18 protein-coding genes, 1 pseudogene and 1 other annotated feature are annotated in these 17,753 nt (G+C 53.5%); of the genes and pseudogenes, 13 read left to right on the top strand and 6 right to left on the bottom strand.

Going from position 1 to position 17,753, the window contains the following annotated elements:
• Positions 1–5 precede the first annotated feature (5 nt).
• Positions 6–881 (bottom strand): 23S rRNA pseudouridine(2605) synthase RluB, encoded by an 876-nt coding sequence (rluB, locus tag NQH49_RS10290; protein WP_008106535.1) that lies wholly within the window; start codon positions 879–881, stop codon positions 6–8.
• Between the two features lie 802 nt (positions 882–1,683).
• Between rluB and NQH49_RS10295 the strand changes: the two genes are divergently transcribed.
• Positions 1,684–2,355, top strand: coding sequence for a serine protease (locus NQH49_RS10295; RefSeq protein ID WP_256696561.1), 672 nt, complete (start codon positions 1,684–1,686; stop codon positions 2,353–2,355).
• Here NQH49_RS10295 and NQH49_RS10300 read toward each other — a convergent pair whose 3' ends face one another.
• Positions 2,356–2,976, bottom strand: coding sequence for an L-threonylcarbamoyladenylate synthase (locus tag NQH49_RS10300; protein WP_008106539.1), 621 nt, complete (start codon positions 2,974–2,976; stop codon positions 2,356–2,358). It abuts the gene before it with no gap.
• Between the two features lie 12 nt (positions 2,977–2,988).
• Positions 2,989–3,873 carry an RNase RNM gene (gene rnm / locus NQH49_RS10305; RefSeq protein WP_256696562.1) on the bottom strand — a complete coding sequence of 295 codons (885 nt, stop codon included), beginning with the start codon at positions 3,871–3,873 and terminating at the stop codon, positions 2,989–2,991.
• 154 nt (positions 3,874–4,027) lie between these two features.
• Positions 4,028–4,136, top strand: a sequence feature (Trp leader region).
• A gap of 23 nt (positions 4,137–4,159) precedes the next feature.
• On the opposite strand from rnm, the gene NQH49_RS10310 reads away from it, so the two are divergent.
• The 6 genes and pseudogenes from NQH49_RS10310 to NQH49_RS10335 all read left to right on the top strand — a co-directional run bounded on the left by NQH49_RS10310 (position 4,160) and on the right by NQH49_RS10335 (position 11,291).
• The gene (locus NQH49_RS10310; protein WP_008106546.1) at positions 4,160–5,722 is read left to right on the top strand and encodes an anthranilate synthase component 1; all 1,563 of its coding nucleotides are present in this window, start codon (positions 4,160–4,162) and stop codon (positions 5,720–5,722) included.
• Positions 5,722–7,315 (top strand): annotated as a pseudogene (trpD, locus tag NQH49_RS10315) (bifunctional anthranilate synthase glutamate amidotransferase component TrpG/anthranilate phosphoribosyltransferase TrpD). The gene NQH49_RS10310 and the pseudogene trpD overlap by 1 nt, the downstream one beginning before the upstream one ends.
• 1 nt (position 7,316) lies before the next feature.
• On the top strand, positions 7,317–8,684 hold the full coding sequence (gene trpCF, locus NQH49_RS10320) for a bifunctional indole-3-glycerol-phosphate synthase TrpC/phosphoribosylanthranilate isomerase TrpF (protein WP_256696563.1): 1,368 nt from the start codon (positions 7,317–7,319) through the stop codon (positions 8,682–8,684).
• A 46-nt stretch (positions 8,685–8,730) separates the two neighbouring features.
• On the top strand, positions 8,731–9,924 hold the full coding sequence (gene trpB / locus NQH49_RS10325) for a tryptophan synthase subunit beta (protein ID WP_007892408.1): 1,194 nt from the start codon (positions 8,731–8,733) through the stop codon (positions 9,922–9,924).
• A complete protein-coding gene (trpA, locus tag NQH49_RS10330) occupies positions 9,924–10,727 on the top strand; it encodes a tryptophan synthase subunit alpha (RefSeq protein WP_256696564.1) in 804 nt (267 codons plus the stop codon). The genes trpB and trpA overlap by 1 nt, the downstream gene beginning before the upstream one ends.
• A 249-nt stretch (positions 10,728–10,976) precedes the next feature.
• Complete coding sequence (locus tag NQH49_RS10335; protein WP_008106555.1) at positions 10,977–11,291, top strand: BON domain-containing protein; 315 nt, start codon at positions 10,977–10,979, stop codon at positions 11,289–11,291.
• Positions 11,292–11,337: 46 nt separating this feature from the next.
• Here NQH49_RS10335 and ompW read toward each other — a convergent pair whose 3' ends face one another.
• Complete coding sequence (ompW, locus tag NQH49_RS10340; RefSeq protein ID WP_256696565.1) at positions 11,338–11,970, bottom strand: outer membrane protein OmpW; 633 nt, start codon at positions 11,968–11,970, stop codon at positions 11,338–11,340.
• A 245-nt stretch (positions 11,971–12,215) separates the two neighbouring features.
• Between ompW and NQH49_RS10345 the strand changes: the two genes are divergently transcribed.
• Genes NQH49_RS10345 through yciA form a run of 4 tightly spaced genes read left to right on the top strand, consistent with a single transcriptional unit; the run spans position 12,216 to position 14,467 of the window.
• The gene (locus NQH49_RS10345; RefSeq protein WP_256696566.1) at positions 12,216–12,632 is read left to right on the top strand and encodes a YkgJ family cysteine cluster protein; all 417 of its coding nucleotides are present in this window, start codon (positions 12,216–12,218) and stop codon (positions 12,630–12,632) included.
• Positions 12,633–12,659: 27 nt separating this feature from the next.
• Positions 12,660–13,394, top strand: a complete 735-nt coding sequence (locus tag NQH49_RS10350; RefSeq protein WP_256696567.1) for a YciC family protein — start codon at positions 12,660–12,662, stop codon at positions 13,392–13,394.
• 59 nt (positions 13,395–13,453) lie between these two features.
• The gene (locus NQH49_RS10355) at positions 13,454–13,993 is read left to right on the top strand and encodes a septation protein A (protein ID WP_008106564.1); all 540 of its coding nucleotides are present in this window, start codon (positions 13,454–13,456) and stop codon (positions 13,991–13,993) included.
• A gap of 54 nt (positions 13,994–14,047) precedes the next feature.
• Positions 14,048–14,467, top strand: coding sequence for an acyl-CoA thioester hydrolase YciA (gene yciA / locus NQH49_RS10360; protein WP_256696568.1), 420 nt, complete (start codon positions 14,048–14,050; stop codon positions 14,465–14,467).
• A 54-nt stretch (positions 14,468–14,521) separates the two neighbouring features.
• Here the strand turns inward: yciA and tonB are convergent, their stop codons facing one another.
• Entirely contained in the window at positions 14,522–15,250 is a 729-nt protein-coding gene (gene tonB / locus NQH49_RS10365; RefSeq protein ID WP_256696569.1) for a TonB system transport protein TonB, read from the bottom strand.
• A 204-nt stretch (positions 15,251–15,454) separates the two neighbouring features.
• On the opposite strand from tonB, the gene NQH49_RS10370 reads away from it, so the two are divergent.
• Positions 15,455–15,751 (top strand): YciI family protein, encoded by a 297-nt coding sequence (locus NQH49_RS10370; RefSeq protein WP_008106569.1) that lies wholly within the window; start codon positions 15,455–15,457, stop codon positions 15,749–15,751.
• A 190-nt stretch (positions 15,752–15,941) separates the two neighbouring features.
• Here the strand turns inward: NQH49_RS10370 and NQH49_RS10375 are convergent, their stop codons facing one another.
• The gene (locus tag NQH49_RS10375) at positions 15,942–16,115 is read right to left on the bottom strand and encodes a YciY family protein (protein ID WP_007892390.1); all 174 of its coding nucleotides are present in this window, start codon (positions 16,113–16,115) and stop codon (positions 15,942–15,944) included.
• 162 nt (positions 16,116–16,277) lie between these two features.
• Here NQH49_RS10375 and cls point away from each other — a divergent pair, with 162 nt between their 5' ends.
• Positions 16,278–17,738 carry a cardiolipin synthase gene (gene cls / locus NQH49_RS10380; protein ID WP_256696570.1) on the top strand — a complete coding sequence of 487 codons (1,461 nt, stop codon included), beginning with the start codon at positions 16,278–16,280 and terminating at the stop codon, positions 17,736–17,738.
• The last annotated feature ends 15 nt before the right edge of the window (positions 17,739–17,753 follow it).

Here is a 17,753-nt window from a genome sequence, read left to right on the forward strand (position 1 = left end):
TCGCATCAGGAACCGCGTTTGGTGTTATTACGACGCGGATTGTTGCTCACCACACCGTGACGTTTTACCGCACGACGGATTTGGTTAGCCTTGGTGCGACGACGATCCTTTTCAACGGCAACTTTAGTCACCGTCTCTTCCGGCATACTGACTAACGTACGCAGATAGTTGACCGCCGGTAACTCCATCTCGATCCAGCCGCCGCGTGGCAAGCCTTTCGGCAACTGGATATCACCGTAACGCACACGCATCAGTCGGCTAACCTGCACGCCGACCGCTTCCCACAGACGACGCACTTCGCGGTTGCGTCCTTCGGTCAGCGTCACGTTGTACCATTGGTTAATGCCTTCGCCACCGGCGAACTTAATGGTTTTGAACGATGCCGGGCCATCTTCCAGCTGCACGCCTTTGCTCAGCTGACGGATTTTATCGTCATCCACTTCGCCAAACACGCGAACCGCGTATTCACGCTCAACTTCACGGCTTGGGTGCATCAGACGGTTTGCCAGTTCACCATCAGTGGTGAACAGCATCAAACCGCAGGTATTCACATCCAGACGACCAACGGCAATCCAGCGTGAACCACGCAGACGCGGCAGACGATCAAACACGGTTGGACGCCCTTCCGGATCGTTACGCGTGCAGAGTTCACCTTCCGGTTTGTAATACGCGAGTACGCGGCACACTTCGGTCGCCGACTCAGCGATAGACACCAAATGGCCATCAATACGAATTTTCAGGGATTTATCACTTTCAACACGATCGCCAAGCGTCGCCAGTTTGCCGTCAACGCTGACGCGTCCGGCTGAAATCATGGTTTCGATTTCGCGACGCGAACCGTGACCGGCGCGCGCTAATACTTTCTGTAATTTTTCGCTCATGGAGCCTCGTTGTCGCCTTCCCAGGCGTCGTGGTAAGAAGAGGTACGATACAGGGATTACCAATTCCCATATCAGAATCTGTTACCGCTCTGCATCGCTGATGCAATCTCAGACGGCCCGCGATTTTACACTAACGCAAGTTTTGTTAACACCTTTTCCTTTGCTGCCGATAACACAGGGTCCGTTAAAAACGGCTTAATAAGCACCACGGCAATAAACATTCAGCTGACTGATAGATCGATCTCATTTTCGTCATCAGCATTTATGCCAAGTGACTGAAATATTGTCACTTACCCCTTACCTCTCACGCCTCAATCAGCCCCCAACTTAAGCCATCTGATACATTAACGCTTCGCAAGACTGTAAGGGCAGTATTGCGCGCCACGCTTACAGATAATCACAAACTTTAAATCTAGTTAAAAATCACAAAACAGCATAAAACACTATTTAATGGCGTTAAGTAAGCCTTTCTACGGTATTAAATATAAATTGATAGTTTATTGGCACTACAGGTTGGATTAAGTCTGTATTTTTGTATTTTTTGATTAATATTAAATTTGCTGAATTGTTCTGAAGAAAAAACTGTGTAAAATTTAAGCCTGAAATCCAGTGAGTCGTCATAATAACATAGCTTTTATTTACTATTTATATTCGTTCAACTAACAATTCATTAACGTTCACTGTGTAATTTCACTGATATTATAAACCGGCGCGCGCGGGATTTGACGCGTTTATTGATTTACGGAATGAAGTTAATTTGCATGTCGAAAGTCTTCACCAGGGATTTTACGGACATGCTTAAATGAAGATCACTGCCATGAAAACCTCTCTGCTTTGGCCTGCGCTTGCTGCGCTGGCACTGAGCGGTTGTTCCGTGGGCCACACTGAGTACAGTCGTACTGCGATGCAACACGTTGATATGAGCGTGACAGGCATCCCGACTGTACTGGGTTTGGGTATCCTCGGCACGACCATTCCTTTGACGCCAGAATACAGCCTGACGGCAGCGCACGTGGCAAAAACCGCCGTGCAACGTGTCAAGGCTTATCATCCCTATTGCGACGTCGCGATTATTTATCATAAGAATAGCCCAGAAACGCTGGCTAAATTCCGCAGCGGTGCGATTGGTGAACCGATTAAAATGTACGGTTACAGCTTTATTTCCGCTATGCCAGTGGAATCGAGCGGCGTTAATTTAGCGCGCACCGCAATTACCAATAAATGGAATAAGAAGCCCTGCATGGCGATGGCATCAAATGCTGGCGTTGTGCAAGGAATGTCAGGTGGGGCGGTATATAATGCTGACCAAACTATTGGCGGCGTGATTGTTGGATACAGCCATGAAATATCTAACGTGCGCAGCAAGAAAGTCATCTTAAAAGATGTCTCTCTGTATATTCCGTACGGAGATTTCAAAAAATGGCTGGAATCCAATATTGGTCAGACGCAGAACGCCACGCCTGACCATGCATAATTATTCGAACGGGCGCGTGTCACCGACGCCTTCGCGCACCACCACTGGCGCATCGCTGGTGAGGTCGATCACCGTGGTTGGCTGCTGTCCCAGCGTACCGCCATCGATGATCAGATCCACCAGCTTGCCAATGCTGTACTGAATCTCCTCCGGATCGGATTCGGTAAAATCGTTGCCCGGCAACATCAGCGAGGTCGACATCATCGGTTCGTTGAGGCGCTCCAGTATTGCCAGCGCTACCGGATTGGACGGCACGCGCAGACCGATGGTTTTACGTTTGTCATTCATCAGACGACGCGGCACTTCTTTCGTCGCCTTCAAAATGAAGGTGTAATTGCCCGGCGTGTTATTTTTCAGGATGCGAAACGCTGAGTTATCCACCTGCGCGTACGTCGACAGCTCCGACAAATCGCGGCACATCAACGTGAAGTTGTGATTGCCATCCAATTGGCGAATACGACAAATGCGCTCCATGGCATTTTTCTCTTCCAGACGACAACCCAGCGCATAGCCAGAATCGGTTGGATAAACAATCACGCTGCCTTTGTTCAGATAATCAACGGCCTGGTTCACCAGGCGCGGCTGCGGATTGTCGGGATGTATGTGAAAATATTGACTCATAAAAACCTCATATCACCTGTCTGCGACAGCAATGCTGGGCGCCAACTCGGGGAAGCGTTCCCAAACCGGCTCCACGCCGCCCGGTAACCATAACTTGCGTCCCAGTTCTATCCACGGACAAGGTTGGTGAAAATCTGATCCCTGCGACCCGGCTAACTGATGGTCACGCGCATAGGTTGCCAGCTGCGTGCGCTCGTTTGGCGCTTGCTGACACTGCGCGACTTCCATGGCATCGCCGCCCACGTCGGCAAAATGCGCAATCAGCCGCTTTAACCATTTAGCCGACAAACCATAACGACCTGGATGCGCCAAAACGGCATAGCCGCCAGAATGATGAATAGCATCAATGGCTTGTTTAATTGTACACCATTGCGGGGGCACGTAGCCGGTTTTCCCGCGCGCCAGATAATTCTTGAACACCTGCGCCATATTATCGGCTTTGCCAATCTCCACCAGATAACGCGCAAAATGGCCACGCGTAATCAAGCCACCTTGCGCCAGACGCTGGGCTCCGGCCAGCGCATCAGGAATACGCGCGCGCTCAAGGCGTTCGGCAATTTGCTGTGCACGATCCACACGTGTCTGATGCTGTTGCGCGAGGAATTCAGTCAGCGCGGGATGCAGGCAATCGACATTCAGCCCCACAATGTGGATTTCGTGGTTTTCCCATAAGGTTGACGCTTCTAAACCGGCCAGTACGCGGATCGGCAGATCCTGTTGCACCACTGCCGCCTGCGCTTCTGCCACGCCCGCCACCGTGTCGTGATCGGTAATCGCTAGCACGCCGACTTTCATCTCAACCGCACGCTGTACCAGCGCAGTCGGCGTTAATAAGCCGTCAGAAGCCAGCGTATGGCTGTGTAAATCATAAAGGGGAAAACGAGCGATGTCCGACAAGATAACTCCAGCAACTACATAAACCGGCAGGCATAATAACGATTTTGTCCCTGGCTGAAAAAGGGTATTGACATTTTTCGCCCGAACCAGTTAACTAGTACACAAGTTCACACGTAACGGGTATTTAATCATGACTATTTTCGGTACGCTTTTAAATGGTTGGTGGCGCGAAGATCCCTTTATCGGGCGACATCGTCGTGCACAACTCGCGTAACCGCAGTGCAGATTGATACCTAAGCCCGCCACCGAGCGGGCTTTTTTTTGAGCGAAATTCAGAGAATCCATTATGGCTATTGCGAAACCTACTTTGAAGTTGATAACCGGTACCGCGCCCTACCGCGAAGATCCGGCCGCAGTGTTTCATCAGTTATGCGGCGCACGTCCAGCAACTCTGCTGCTTGAATCCGCTGATATCGACAGCAAACAAAACCTGAAAAGCCTGTTAATCGTCGATAGCGCGCTGCGCGTCAGCGCGCTGGGCAACATCGTCACCATCAAAGCGCTGTCGGAAAATGGTCGCGCCATCTTGCCGCTGCTGGATGAGGCGTTGCCACCTGAAGTGCGCATCGATGTGCGCCCCGATGGACGCGAGCTGCATTTCACCCAGCCGCAAGGTATGCAGGACGAGGATTCGCGCCTGAAGGCCCTTTCTGTGTTTGATGCGCTGCGCCTGATTCCGCAACTGGTGAACAGCCCAGAAGAAGAGCGTGAAGCGATGCTGCTCGGTGGCTTGTTCGCTTATGACTTAGTCGCGGGTTTCGAAGATCTGCCGGAGCTGCGCAACGAACAGCGTTGCCCGGATTATTGCTTCTATCTGGCCGAAACCTTACTGGTGATCGACCATCAGCAGCGCACGGCGCGCCTGCAAGCCAGCTTATTCAGCCCATCGACCAGCGAGTTTCAGCGCCTGCAAGGCCGCATTGAACAACTACGCGGCCAGATGACGCAAGCTGCGCCAGCGTTGCCGGTTCAGCGCGTCGAGCAAATGACGCTGAGCACCAGTCAAAGCGACGAAGAGTATTGCAACGTGGTACGTGAGATGCAGGAAGCGATTCGCATCGGCGAAATCTTCCAGGTTGTCCCTTCACGTCGCTTCTCGCTGCCGTGCCCTTCTCCACTGGCCGCTTATGACACGCTGAAAAACAGCAACCCAAGCCCTTATATGTTCTTTATGCAGGATCAGGATTTCGCGCTGTTTGGTGCCTCGCCAGAAAGCTCACTGAAATATGACGCAACCTCGCGCCAGATTGAGATCTACCCGATTGCTGGAACCCGTCCACGCGGCCGCCATGCTGATGGCTCGCTGGATCGCGATCTCGACAGCCGCATCGAACTGGAAATGCGCACCGACCATAAAGAGATGGCCGAGCACCTGATGCTGGTGGATTTGGCGCGTAACGATTTGGCGCGCATCTGCGTGCCGGGCAGCCGCTACGTGGCTGACCTGACCAAAGTGGACCGCTACTCGTTCGTGATGCATCTGGTGTCACGCGTGGTGGGCACGCTGCGCGCAGACCTCGACGTGCTGCACGCTTACCGCGCCTGCATGAACATGGGCACGCTGAGTGGCGCACCGAAAGTGCGTGCGATGCAGCTGATTGCCGGAAAAGAAGGTACACGTCGCGGCAGCTACGGCGGCGCAGTGGGTTATTTCACCGCTAACGGCGATCTGGATACCTGCATCGTTATCCGTTCCGCGTGGGTCGAAGACGGTGTCGCCACCGTGCAAGCCGGTGCCGGTGTGGTGCTGGATTCACAACCACAGGCAGAAGCGGACGAGAGCCGCAACAAAGCGCGCGCGGTATTGCGTGCCATCGCAACAGCCCATCACTGCAAGGAGATTTTCTGATGGCCGATATCCTGCTGCTCGATAACATCGACTCCTTTACTTACAACCTCGTTGATCAGCTGCGTACTTTCGGCCACAACGTGTTGATTTACCGTAACAACGTGCCCGCTGAAGTGCTTATTGAACGCCTGCAGCAGATGGAGAATCCGATTCTGATGCTGTCGCCGGGTCCTGGCGCGCCGAAAGATGCCGGTTGCATGCCTGATTTGCTGCAAGCGCTGCGCGGTCGTCTGCCGATTATCGGCATTTGCCTCGGTCATCAGGCGATTGTTGAAGCATACGGCGGACATGTCGGCCAGGCCGGCGAGATCCTGCACGGCAAAGCCTCTTCTATTACCCACGATGGCGAAGGCATGTTCGCTGGCCTGAGTAATCCGCTGCCGGTGGCACGTTATCACTCGCTGGTCGGCAGCAATACGCCAGCCGAATTGACCGTTAACGCCAGCTACAACGGCATGGTGATGGCCGTACGCCACGATGCCGACCGTGTGTGTGGCTTCCAGTTCCACCCCGAGTCCATTCTCACCACTCAGGGCGCGCGCTTGTTAGAACAGACGTTGGCCTGGGCGCTGGCGAAGTAATAGGGAGATTATGATGCAAACTATTCTGGAAAAACTTTATCAGTCCGAGACGCTGAGCCAGGGCGAAAGCCACCAGCTATTTAGCGCCATTATCACCGGTCAGCTGGAGCCGACGCAGTTAGCCGCCGCGCTGATCGCCATGAAAGTCCGTGGCGAGCGTCCGGAAGAGATCGCCGGTGCCGCTTCCGCGTTGCTGGCCGATGCGAAACCGTTCCCGCGTCCGGATTACACCTTTGCCGATATCGTCGGTACCGGTGGCGACGGCAGCAACAGCATCAACATTTCTACCGCCAGCGCCTTTGTCGCGGCGACCTGTGGCCTGAAAGTGGCGAAGCACGGCAATCGCAGCGTCTCCAGCAAATCTGGATCTTCCGACCTGCTGGCGGCATTTGGCATCAATCTGGATATGCCAGCCGAACAGGCACGCAAGGCGCTGGACGATCTCAACGTCTGCTTCCTGTTTGCCCCGCAGTATCACAGCGGTTTCCGTCACGCGATGCCGGTACGCCAGCAGTTGAAAACCCGAACGATCTTTAACGTGCTGGGGCCGCTGATCAATCCCGCGCGTCCACCGCTGGCGGTGATTGGCGTTTATAGCCCAGAACTGGTGCTGCCGATCGCTCAAACGCTGAAAGTGCTCGGTTATCAACGTGCCGCGGTGGTACACGGCGGCGGCATGGATGAAGTGGCGCTGCACAGCCCAACGCAGGTTGCCGAGTTGCGTGATGGCGAAATCACCGGCTATCAGCTGACGCCAGAAGACTTCGGTTTTGGCTTCCATGATAAAGACGCGTTGGCAGGCGGCACGCCGGAAGAAAACCGTGACATTCTCACCCGTTTACTCCAGGGTAAAGGCCAGCCCGCCCATGAGCAGGCGGTTGCGGTGAACGTCGCAATGTTACTGAAAGTGTTCGGAAATGAAGATTTGCGCGACAACGCACAGCGCGCCATCGCAGCCATTCGCAGCGGACAGGCTTACGAACGCGTTGTCGCTCTGGCAGCGAGAGGATGAGATGAGTATTAAGGGCACTGTTTTAGAGAAAATCGTACAAGATAAAGCCGTCTGGGTTGAAGCGCGCAAAGCACAGCAGCCGCTGGCCACCTTCCAGAACGATTTGCAGCCTGCGGAACGTCATTTTTACGATGCACTGCGTGGCTCACGCACCGTATTCATCCTGGAATGCAAAAAAGCCTCGCCTTCCAAAGGGCTGATTCGCGAGGATTTCGATCCCGCGACTATTGCTGGCGTTTACCGTCACCACGCTTCGGCGGTATCGGTGTTGACCGATGAAAAATACTTCCAGGGCGATTTTGCCTTCCTGCCGATTGTCAGCGCCGCCATCACGCAACCGGTGTTGTGCAAAGACTTCATCATCGATCCGTACCAGATCTATCTGGCGCGCCATTATCAAGCCGATGCCATCCTGCTGATGTTGTCGGTGCTGGATGATGAGCAATATCGTCAGCTCGCCGCCGTGGCGCACAGCCTGAAAATGGGCGTGCTGACCGAAGTGAGTAATGAAGAAGAGATGGAACGTGCCATCGCGCTGGAAGCCAAAGTCGTCGGCATTAATAACCGCGATCTGCGCGACCTCTCCATCGACCTGAACCGCACGCGTCAGTTAGCGCCGCGTCTCGGACATGGCGTCACCGTCATTAGCGAATCCGGCATCCACAATTACGCGCAGGTACGTGAATTAAGCCACTTCGCTAACGGCTTCCTGATTGGATCTGCGCTGATGGAAGAAGCGGATCTCAGCGCTGGCGTGCGTCGCGTGTTGCTTGGCGATAACAAAGTCTGCGGCCTGACACGCGCTGAAGATGCACATACAGCGCAGGAAGCTGGTGCCATTTACGGTGGATTGATCTTCTCTGAAGGCTCGCCGCGTAAAATCAGCATTGAGCAGGCGCAGGCGGTTCAGGCTGCCGCCCCGCTGAAGTATGTAGGCGTGTTCCGCAACAACGCGGCAAGTGACATTGTCACGCTTGCGGAGACGTTGAAGCTCACCGCAGTACAACTGCACGGCGATGAAGATCAGGCGTTTGTCGCACAACTGCGTCAGACGCTGCCAGCAAACACCAAAATCTGGAAAGCGCTGAGCATCAAAGATCACTTACCTGCGCGCGACTGGCCGCACGTCGATCGCTACGTGTTTGATAACGGCCAGGGCGGCACCGGCCAGCGTTTCGATTGGTCACTGCTGCAAGGCCAGGATCTCAGCAACGTATTGCTGGCCGGTGGCTTAAGCGCTGATAACTGCGTTGAAGCCGCGCAGTTGGGCTGTGCCGGCCTCGATTTCAACTCCGGCGTAGAATCTGCGCCAGGCATTAAAGATGCCAGCAAAGTCGCGGCGGTATTCCGCACGCTGCGCGCCTATTAATTTCGCTTGCCCGCCATCGCGCGGGCCGAATAAGGAAGATGAAAAAATGACCACGTTATTGAATCCCTATTTTGGCGAGTTTGGTGGCCAATATGTGCCGCAAATCCTGATGCCAGCTTTGCGCCAGCTGGAAAATGCGTTTGTTGAAGCGCAGCGCGATCCCGAGTTTCAGGCCGAATTTACTGACCTGCTGAAAAACTACGCTGGACGCCCAACGGCGTTGACGCTGTGCAGCAACCTGACCAAAGGTACCAAAACCCGCCTTTATCTGAAGCGTGAAGATTTGCTGCACGGTGGCGCGCACAAAACCAACCAGGTGCTGGGTCAGGCGCTGTTGGCTAAGCGTATGGGCAAAAACGAGATCATCGCGGAAACCGGTGCTGGTCAGCATGGTGTGGCGTCAGCGTTAGCCTGTGCCCTGCTGGGTATGAAGTGCCGCATCTATATGGGCGCGAAAGATGTTGAACGTCAATCACCAAACGTATTCCGTATGCGTTTAATGGGCGCGGAAGTGATTCCAGTGCATAGCGGCTCAGCCACGCTGAAAGATGCCTGTAACGAGGCACTGCGCGACTGGTCTGGCAGCTATGAAACCGCGCACTATATGCTCGGCACCGCCGCAGGCCCGCACCCGTTCCCGACTATCGTACGTGAATTCCAGCGCATGATTGGCGAAGAGACCAAAGCCCAGATTCTGGAGCGCGAAGGTCGTCTGCCCGATGCGGTGTTAGCCTGCGTGGGCGGTGGTTCGAACGCTATCGGTATGTTCGCTGATTTCATCGAAGAAGAAAGCGTTGGCCTGATCGGCGTTGAACCGGCGGGTCACGGTATCGAAACCGGTGAACACGGTGCGCCGCTCAAGCACGGTCGCGTCGGGATCTACTTCGGCATGAAAGCGCCGATGATGCAGACCGAAGAGGGTCAGATTGAAGAATCCTACTCTATCTCTGCGGGACTGGACTTCCCATCGGTGGGACCTCAGCATGCGCATCTGAACAGCATCGGCCGCGCGGAATATGTGTCGATCACCGATGATGAAGCGCTCAGCGCCTTTAAAGAGCTGTGTCGTGCTGAAGGGATTATTCCTGCACTCGAATCCTCACACGCGCTGGCACATGCGCTGAAAATGATCCGCGAGAATCCGGAAAAAGAGCAGTTGCTGGTGGTTAACCTTTCCGGGCGCGGCGATAAAGACATCTTCACCGTTCACGATATTTTGAAAGCCAAGGGAGAGATCTGATGGAACGTTATAATCAGCTGTTTCAACGTCTGTCGGCGCAGAAAGAAGGCGCGTTTGTTCCCTTCGTTACCCTTGGCGATCCGTCACCTGAACTGTCGCTGAAAATTATCGATACTTTGGTGGAAGGCGGTGCGGACGCGTTAGAGCTCGGTATTCCGTTCTCGGATCCGCTGGCCGATGGCCCAACCATTCAGGGCGCGACGCTGCGTGCCTTTGCTTCCGGCACCACCGTGGCGCAGTGCTTTGAAATTCTGGCCACCGTACGCCAGAAATATCCCGACCTGCCGATTGGTTTGCTGATGTATGCCAATCTGGTGTTCAGCAAAGGTATCGACAACTTTTATGCGCAGTGTGAAGCGGTGGGCGTCGATTCCGTGCTGGTAGCTGACGTGCCGCTGGAAGAGTCTGCGCCGTTCCGCCAGGCTGCGATGCGCCACAATGTGGCACCGATCTTTATCTGTCCGCCAAATGCCGACGATGAACTGCTGCGCGAGATTGCTGCGCACGGTCGCGGATATACCTATCTGCTGTCACGCGCAGGCGTCACCGGTTCAGAAAATCGAGCCAGCCTGCCGCTGCATCACCTGATCGAAAAACTGCGTGAGTTTAACGCTGCGCCACCGCTGCAGGGCTTTGGTATCTCTGAGCCTGGCCAGGTGAAGGAAGCGATCGCTGCGGGTGCGGCGGGCGCCATTTCCGGTTCGGCGATTGTGAAAATCATTGAGCGTAACCAGAATGATCCGACAACGCTGCTCAGCGAGCTGAAAGCCTTTGTGAGCAGCCTGAAAGCGGCCACTCGCTAAAATCCTTCATGGCCTTATTCCCGCGCGGATAAGGCCTTTTTACCGACATAAACCTCCCCCCTGCTCATTTTCTCGGCCACTCTCAGCTTTTCATACCCAACTAAAACTGGGATTGGATCAATAAGTGGCAAAAATTCCCTATTTCTCACTTTTTTGCACCCGCCGATTTGCCGATTTCGCATCGCCAGACCACAATTAACTGCGCCGCCCCATTGCGGCGAAACATCATCTAAGACAGGGAGATAACCAATGAATTTTTTCAAAGTCGTTGCAGGATTTATGATGGCTGCGGTAATGGCGCTGGCTCTTAGCGCGTGTGCACCCACAGCAACCAAAGAAGGCACTGGCGGTTACATCGACGATACCGTTGTGACCACCAAAGTTAAGGCTCAGCTATTGAATGACGAGTCGCTGAAATCGACCGAAATCAATGTTGAAACCTTTAAGGGTAAAGTTCAGCTGAGCGGTTTTGTCAGCTCACCGCAGATGGCAAATCGCGCAGTGGCCGTAACGCGTAGCGTGGCAGGCGTGAAATCTGTGGTTAACAATATGCAGATCAAATAACACAACGGGCGACCTTCGGGTCGCCCGCTTCATTTCTGGTTGCCGATTAGAATCGATATCCCGCACCAAAGAAGAACACCCACGGATCAACACGCGTGTTGATGTTTTGCTGCTCACCGCCAGCTTTGAATTTCACTTCGGTATCAATATCCATGTACCACAGCGATGCGTTCAGCATCCAGTCGCGGTTGATTTGATAATCCAGACCAACTTGTCCGGCCATGCCCCACGAGTCTTTCACGCTCAGGTCGCTTAAGCCGGCATCCTGTCCAGTCTGATTGAATTTAGCATCATAGAAGGTGGTGTAGTTGATACCCACGCCAACGTAGGGACGAACTTTGCTTTTGCTATCAAAGAAATAGTACTGCGCCATTAAGGTTGGCGGCAGCTGGCGCACGGTGGCCAGATTTCCGGTGGCGCCCAGTCCAACCTTATGACGAAACGGTGTGGCGGCCAGCAGCTCAACGCCGATGTTATCCGTCGCCATATAGGTAAAGGTTAAACCCAACTGCGTATCGTTGCTGACGTTAAAGCCGCCCATGCCCAGCACATTGTCAGAGCCTTCGGTCGGACGGACGGTGGCGCTACCCGCGCGCATAAAGAAATCACCGGCTTCATGAGCCAGAGCCAGTTGCGGAATTGCCAGCGCCATCAGCAGTGCGCATTTTGCCAGTTTCATAATCACTCCTTTGCCAAAAAAGATGGGTCTCATTGTTGAATGCGGCACAACATTTACCCCTTTTTTGGTAAAAGATCATCTGCATCAATCCAAATTAATCACTTAAAAAACAATGGATTGATTCAGATCAATTTTGTCCTTACACCGCGTAATAAAAGTCCGCTTGCGAAAATTTCTCGCCGTGATTAATTTACCTTTCCCCTATGTGATTTTGGTTCGATGCCTTGGGAGTGGCGGGCGATCAGATGAGCGATTCACTAAACCCTTGTATGACGTGTGGCGCATGTTGCGCGCACTTTCGTGTCTCTTTTTACTGGGCCGAAGCCGATGATGGCGCCGGTGCCGTTCCCGTTGAATTAACCGAGCCGTTAGGCCTATTTATGCGCAATATGCGCGGCACCAACCAACACCAACCGCATTGTGTTGCGTTACAGGGCGAGGTCGGCGGCTGCGTCTCCTGCGGCATTTATCAGCAGCGTCCTTCGCCCTGCCGGGAGTTTTCGATGTCCGGCGAGAACGGTGAACTGAACGAAGCCTGCGATCGCGCCCGTGCTCGCTATGGTCTTCCTGCGCTTTTTCACCCTTCTTTACCTGTTATGACAGAAAGTTATCCCAATGCGGGTGCCAGCACGCCAGTAGAACATGTACAATCGCCGGGTTAATTAATCCGGTTCTTTCAAGGAGTTTACATGTCTATCACGGCAAGCTCGTTATACCGTGACACAGGAAATTTTTTGCGCCATCAGCTGGTTACTATTTTACTGCTGGCGCTGCTGACCTCGTTCATCACTGTGATCGTCGGCCACGCGTTAACGCCAGGTGAAGACCAGCTCTCATTATTGAGCCAGTCAGATGACAGCGCATCCTCGCTGTTTGAGCTGGTACAAAATATGTCTCCGGATCAGCAGCGTATTTTGCTGCGCGCTTCCGCTGCAGGCACGTTTGCTGCATTGATTGGTAATACGCTGCTGCTGGGTGGCATGCTATTCCTGATCCCAATGGTGTCAGGCGGACAACGCGTGAGCGCGCTGCGTGCTATGGGTGCGTCTGCGCCGATCCTGCCAAAGCTGCTGCTGCAGACCTTTCTGATCACCTTGCTGGTACAGCTGGGCTTTATGGTGCTGATGGTACCGGGCGTGATTCTGGCCATCCTGTTTTCGCTGGCGCCGGTGATTCTCGCTAATGAAAAGCTCGGCGTGATTGGCGCAATGCGCGCCAGTATGCGTCTCGCCTGGAAGAATATTAAGGTTATTGCACCGGCCATTGTGCTGTGGTTGCTGGCTAAAATTGTACTGATGTTCTTCTTTTCATCGCTGACCGTGCTGCCTGCCAACATCGCCTCCGTGGTGTTGAACGCGTTGGGTAATCTGGTCTCCGCTGTGCTGATTATCTATCTGTACCGGCTGTATATGCTGTTACGTTAATCGTTATGGCGCTCTTCCGGGCGCCATAGCTGAACGCTCCTGCTCTAATTGGAAACGCTATGAAGCAGTTACTCGATTTTCTTCCCCTGGTGGTTTTCTTCATCTTCTACAAGCTATACGACATCTTTGTCGCCTCTGGCGCTTTGATTGTTGCCACCGGTTTGGCGCTGGTCGTCAGTTGGGTGCTCTATCGCAAGCTGGAAAAGATGACCATTTTCACCTTTGTGTTGGTTGCGGTATTCGGCACGTTAACGCTGGTATTCCATAACGATGAATTCATCAAATGGAAAGTTACGGTTATTTATTCGCTATTTGCCGTTGCGCTTCTCTACAGCCAGTGGTTTATGAAGCAACCGCTGATCCAAACCATGTTGGGTAAAGAGTTACAACTGCCGTCAGGCGTGTGGCGCAATCTCAACATTGCCTGGGCAATTTTCTTCCTCGCCTGCGGCTTAGCGAATATTTATGTTGCGTTTTGGTTATCGCAGGAATTTTGGGTTAACTTTAAAGTGTTCGGTCTGACCGGCCTGACCCTACTCTTTACCCTATTAAGCGGCGTGTATATCTGGCGACAGATGCCGCAACAAGAACAAAAATAATGCCACTCCGCCCGACAGCGTCGGGCTTCTCTTCACCTGCAGAAGAACTGAGCAATGGAAGAAAAACATAAGTCGCCGCAAGGCGAGATGGTGTTGCGTACCCTGGCCATGCCAGCGGATACCAATGCCAACGGTGATATCTTTGGTGGCTGGTTGATGTCGCAGATGGATATGGGCGGCGCAATCAAGGCGAAAGAGATTGCCGAAGGACGTGTTGTTACCGTGCGCGTGGATGGAATGACGTTCCTTAAACCCGTTGCGGTTGGCGATGTGGTGAGCTGCTACGCACGCTGCATCCGCACCGGCAACAGTTCCATGACCATTAACGTCGAAGTGTGGATCAAGAAAGTATCGTCCGAACCGATTGGACAGACTTACTGCGCAACCGAAGCGGTATTTGTCTACGTTGCCGTCGACAATACCGGGCAATCTCGCCCATTACCGCCCGGCAGAAGCAATTTAAGCGATCTGTAACACGAAAAAAGCGGTCATCTGACCGCTTTCTTTTTGCCTCTCAGCCACGAGTGCTTATTCGATATTGGCGCCACCATTGATGCGGAATACGATGTTCATGGTCAGATTCTTGCCCGGACGACCCGGCTGATAACGCCATTTCTTCATCGCCTGCTTCACTTCGCGCTCGAACATGTTGCGCGGTTCAGCCGACAAGATCTGAACGTTATCCACACGACCATCACTATCAACATCAAATTGCACGCGTACACGCCCCTCAACGCGCAGTGCGAACGCACGCGCCGGATAAGCAGGCTTGCTGACGTTCATCGCTTTCGGGCCATCAGAGATGCTTGGCGTTGTGGTTGGATTGGCTTTCGGCGCGGTGGTTGGACGCGTCTGCGTGGTTGGCGCGTCCTGCTTAAACGGATTTTCCTGCGGCTTCACTTCCTGACGCGGTTTCGGCTCAACCTTCTTTTCCACCTTTGGCTTTGGTTTAGGTTTTGGCTTCGGCTTGGGTTCTGGTTTAGGAATCGGCACCGGCTCAACCTTTGGCGGCTCTGGCGCTACTTCAGGTTCTGGCTCAGGCTCGGGAGGTGGCGGCGTAACCTGGGCAGGTGCAGGTTCGGGTTGCACTTCAGGCGCCACCAGCGAAACGCTGATAGGCTGCGACGCTTTTGGAACTTCAATGACCTGATGAAACGATGCATAGAGAATGCCAGCGATCAACGAACCGTGAAGTACCACGGATAAAATTACAGCAATGGGGGTACGTGCAGGTAAAGGCGTAGTCAACGTGGTCATATCATTCATGTTCATTGAGTGAAGCGCAGATTTTAAATGCAAATAGCAATCAGTTTCAATAAGCGATGTAAATGTGGCTGCAGAAAGGCCTTTTTTAACCCTGATTGCGCTGAATGACAGCGTATTTATCTTTCGTTTGCACTCTGATTAACGATCACTTAACGTGTCACGCAATTTCGGCAAGTCTAACGGGAGTATCCCATCGTGCTTTACGTCATTTATGCGGAAGATACCGCTGATTCACTGGAAAAACGCAACTCGGTACGTCCCGCGCATCTTGCTCGTTTACAGCTGTTGCAAGATGAAGGTCGTCTGATTGCTGCGGGTCCGCTGCCAGCGGTTGACAGCAACGATCCAGGCCCGGCCGGTTTCAGCGGTTCCGTGATCATCGCCGAATTCTCTTCACTGGAAGTCGCTGAATCATGGGCCAAGGACGATCCCTACATTGCCGCAGGCGTGTATGAGAAAGTCGCGGTCAAACCGTTCAAACGCGTTTTCTAATCTATGTGGCAGTCAGTTTTACTGCTAGTGATAGCTTTCGCTCTCATCGGCAGAGCACTTTGGCTATGGCGTCAGCAAGGCTGGCGCAACGCTCGGCAGCACATTGTGATGTTAATCGTGCTGGCAGCGGCAGTAGAGATGGTCAATGTTATTCGGGTGCTACGCGGCGCATAGTGGCCGCGTAAGCCCATCAGACCATTTGCGAGATAAACAGGATGGAGCGGCGATGCTGCTGCGCCACCTGATGACGAATGGTGTGGATGCGTTTATAACGACGCGACTGCCCTTCCAGCCAGCGAGAACGACGACGGTGTACCTGACGTAACATTCTCCAGCGCGCCACTTCATTTTTGCTGCGTCTCATCACATCCTCTCAGACAGGCTAAACTCGGCAGGCATTATAAAGATCTGTTGGGAAATACCAAATCGAAAGCTTCATCGAAACGTCATTCACGATTAAAGGTTTCACTACCTGTGATCAGCACGTAAACTTTGCTCAACAAAGCGCGAACAGGATGTCCACTTAATGACCACATTTTATACCCTCATCAGTTGGTTGCTGCTGTTTGGTTACTGGCTGCTGATTGCGGGTGTCACGCTACGTATTCTGATGAAACGCCGCGCAGTCACCTCCGCAATGGCCTGGCTGCTGATCATCTACATTCTGCCGCTGGTGGGTATAATCGCCTATCTCTCCTTCGGTGAGCTGCATTTAGGTAAACGGCGTGCCGAGCGCGCGCGCACCATGTGGCCTTCTACCGCCAAATGGCTCAACGACCTCAAACAGTGTCGGCATATCTTTGCCACCGAACACAGTGACGTGGCGCGTTCCCTGTTTGATTTGTGTCGCCATCGTCAGGGCATCGCGGGCGTGAAAGGTAATCAGCTGCAGTTGCTGACCAGCTCCGACGACGTGATGCACGCGCTGATTCGCGATATCCAGCTGGCGCGTCACAACATCGAGATGGTGTTCTATATCTGGCATCCCGGCGGGCTGGCAGATGAAGTGGCGGAATCGTTGATGGCCGCGTCGCGTCGCGGTGTGCATTGCCGCTTGATGCTGGATTCAGCGGGCAGCGTGACCTTCTTCCGCAGTCCGTGGGTCAATATGATGCGCAACGCTGGCATTGACGTGGTTGAAGCGTTGCAGGTAAGCCTGCTGCGTGTGTTCCTGCGTCGCATGGACTTACGTCAGCATCGCAAAGTGGTGCTGATCGATAACTACATCGCCTATACAGGCAGCATGAACCTGGTCGATCCACGCTTCTTTAAGCAGGAAGCGGGCGTGGGCCAGTGGATTGATCTCATGGCGCGCATGGAAGGTCCAGTGGCAACCACCATGGGTATTGTGTATGCCTGCGACTGGGAGATTGAAACCGGTAAACGCATTCTGCCACCCGCGCCGGATGGCAACGTGATGCCCTTCGAACAGGAGAGCGGTCATACCATTCAGGTGATCGCTTCTGGTCCCGGTTTTCCGGAAGATATGATCCATCAGGCGTTGCTCACGGCGGTTTACTCCGCGCGTAAGCAACTGATCATGACCACGCCCTACTTTGTGCCGAGCGATGACCTGCTGCACGCCATCTGTACTGCGGCGTTACGCGGGGTGGAAGTGAGCATCATTGTGCCGCGCCATAATGATTCGCTGCTGGTAGGCTGGGCAAGCCGCGCCTTCTTTACCGAGTTGCTGGAAGCGGGCGTAAAGATTTACCAGTTTGAAGATGGCCTGCTGCATACCAAAAGTGTGCTAGTGGATGGGCAATTGAGTTTAGTCGGTACCGTTAATCTGGATATGCGCAGCCTGTGGCTTAATTTTGAGATCACATTGGTGGTTGATGATGATGGCTTTGGCAGCGATCTCGCTACCGTGCAGGACGATTACATCGCGCGCTCACGCTTACTGGATGGCGCTCGCTGGGCTAAACGTGCCTGGTGGCAACGCATCGTTGAACGACTGTTTTACTTCTTTAGTCCTTTACTGTAAAACGAGCGAAAATAT

The sequence above is a fragment of the Pantoea trifolii genome (genome assembly GCF_024506435.1).
Lineage (GTDB): Bacteria > Pseudomonadota > Gammaproteobacteria > Enterobacterales > Enterobacteriaceae > Pantoea > Pantoea trifolii.

What these genes read in the sequence shown, in the direction of transcription:
- rluB (WP_008106535.1), bottom strand. Translation starts at nt 881, where the DNA reads ATGAGCGAAAAATTACAGAAAGTATTAGCGCGCGCCGGTCACGGTTCG.
- NQH49_RS10295 (WP_256696561.1), top strand. Translation starts at nt 1,684, where the DNA reads ATGAAGATCACTGCCATGAAAACCTCTCTGCTTTGGCCTGCGCTTGCT.
- NQH49_RS10300 (WP_008106539.1), bottom strand. Translation starts at nt 2,976, where the DNA reads ATGAGTCAATATTTTCACATACATCCCGACAATCCGCAGCCGCGCCTG.
- NQH49_RS10310 (WP_008106546.1), top strand. Translation starts at nt 4,160, where the DNA reads ATGGCTATTGCGAAACCTACTTTGAAGTTGATAACCGGTACCGCGCCC.
- trpCF (WP_256696563.1), top strand. Translation starts at nt 7,317, where the DNA reads ATGAGTATTAAGGGCACTGTTTTAGAGAAAATCGTACAAGATAAAGCC.
- trpB (WP_007892408.1), top strand. Translation starts at nt 8,731, where the DNA reads ATGACCACGTTATTGAATCCCTATTTTGGCGAGTTTGGTGGCCAATAT.
- trpA (WP_256696564.1), top strand. Translation starts at nt 9,924, where the DNA reads ATGGAACGTTATAATCAGCTGTTTCAACGTCTGTCGGCGCAGAAAGAA.
- NQH49_RS10335 (WP_008106555.1), top strand. Translation starts at nt 10,977, where the DNA reads ATGAATTTTTTCAAAGTCGTTGCAGGATTTATGATGGCTGCGGTAATG.
- ompW (WP_256696565.1), bottom strand. Translation starts at nt 11,970, where the DNA reads ATGAAACTGGCAAAATGCGCACTGCTGATGGCGCTGGCAATTCCGCAA.
- NQH49_RS10345 (WP_256696566.1), top strand. Translation starts at nt 12,216, where the DNA reads ATGAGCGATTCACTAAACCCTTGTATGACGTGTGGCGCATGTTGCGCG.
- NQH49_RS10350 (WP_256696567.1), top strand. Translation starts at nt 12,660, where the DNA reads ATGTCTATCACGGCAAGCTCGTTATACCGTGACACAGGAAATTTTTTG.
- NQH49_RS10355 (WP_008106564.1), top strand. Translation starts at nt 13,454, where the DNA reads ATGAAGCAGTTACTCGATTTTCTTCCCCTGGTGGTTTTCTTCATCTTC.
- yciA (WP_256696568.1), top strand. Translation starts at nt 14,048, where the DNA reads ATGGAAGAAAAACATAAGTCGCCGCAAGGCGAGATGGTGTTGCGTACC.
- tonB (WP_256696569.1), bottom strand. Translation starts at nt 15,250, where the DNA reads ATGACCACGTTGACTACGCCTTTACCTGCACGTACCCCCATTGCTGTA.
- NQH49_RS10375 (WP_007892390.1), bottom strand. Translation starts at nt 16,115, where the DNA reads ATGAGACGCAGCAAAAATGAAGTGGCGCGCTGGAGAATGTTACGTCAG.
- cls (WP_256696570.1), top strand. Translation starts at nt 16,278, where the DNA reads ATGACCACATTTTATACCCTCATCAGTTGGTTGCTGCTGTTTGGTTAC.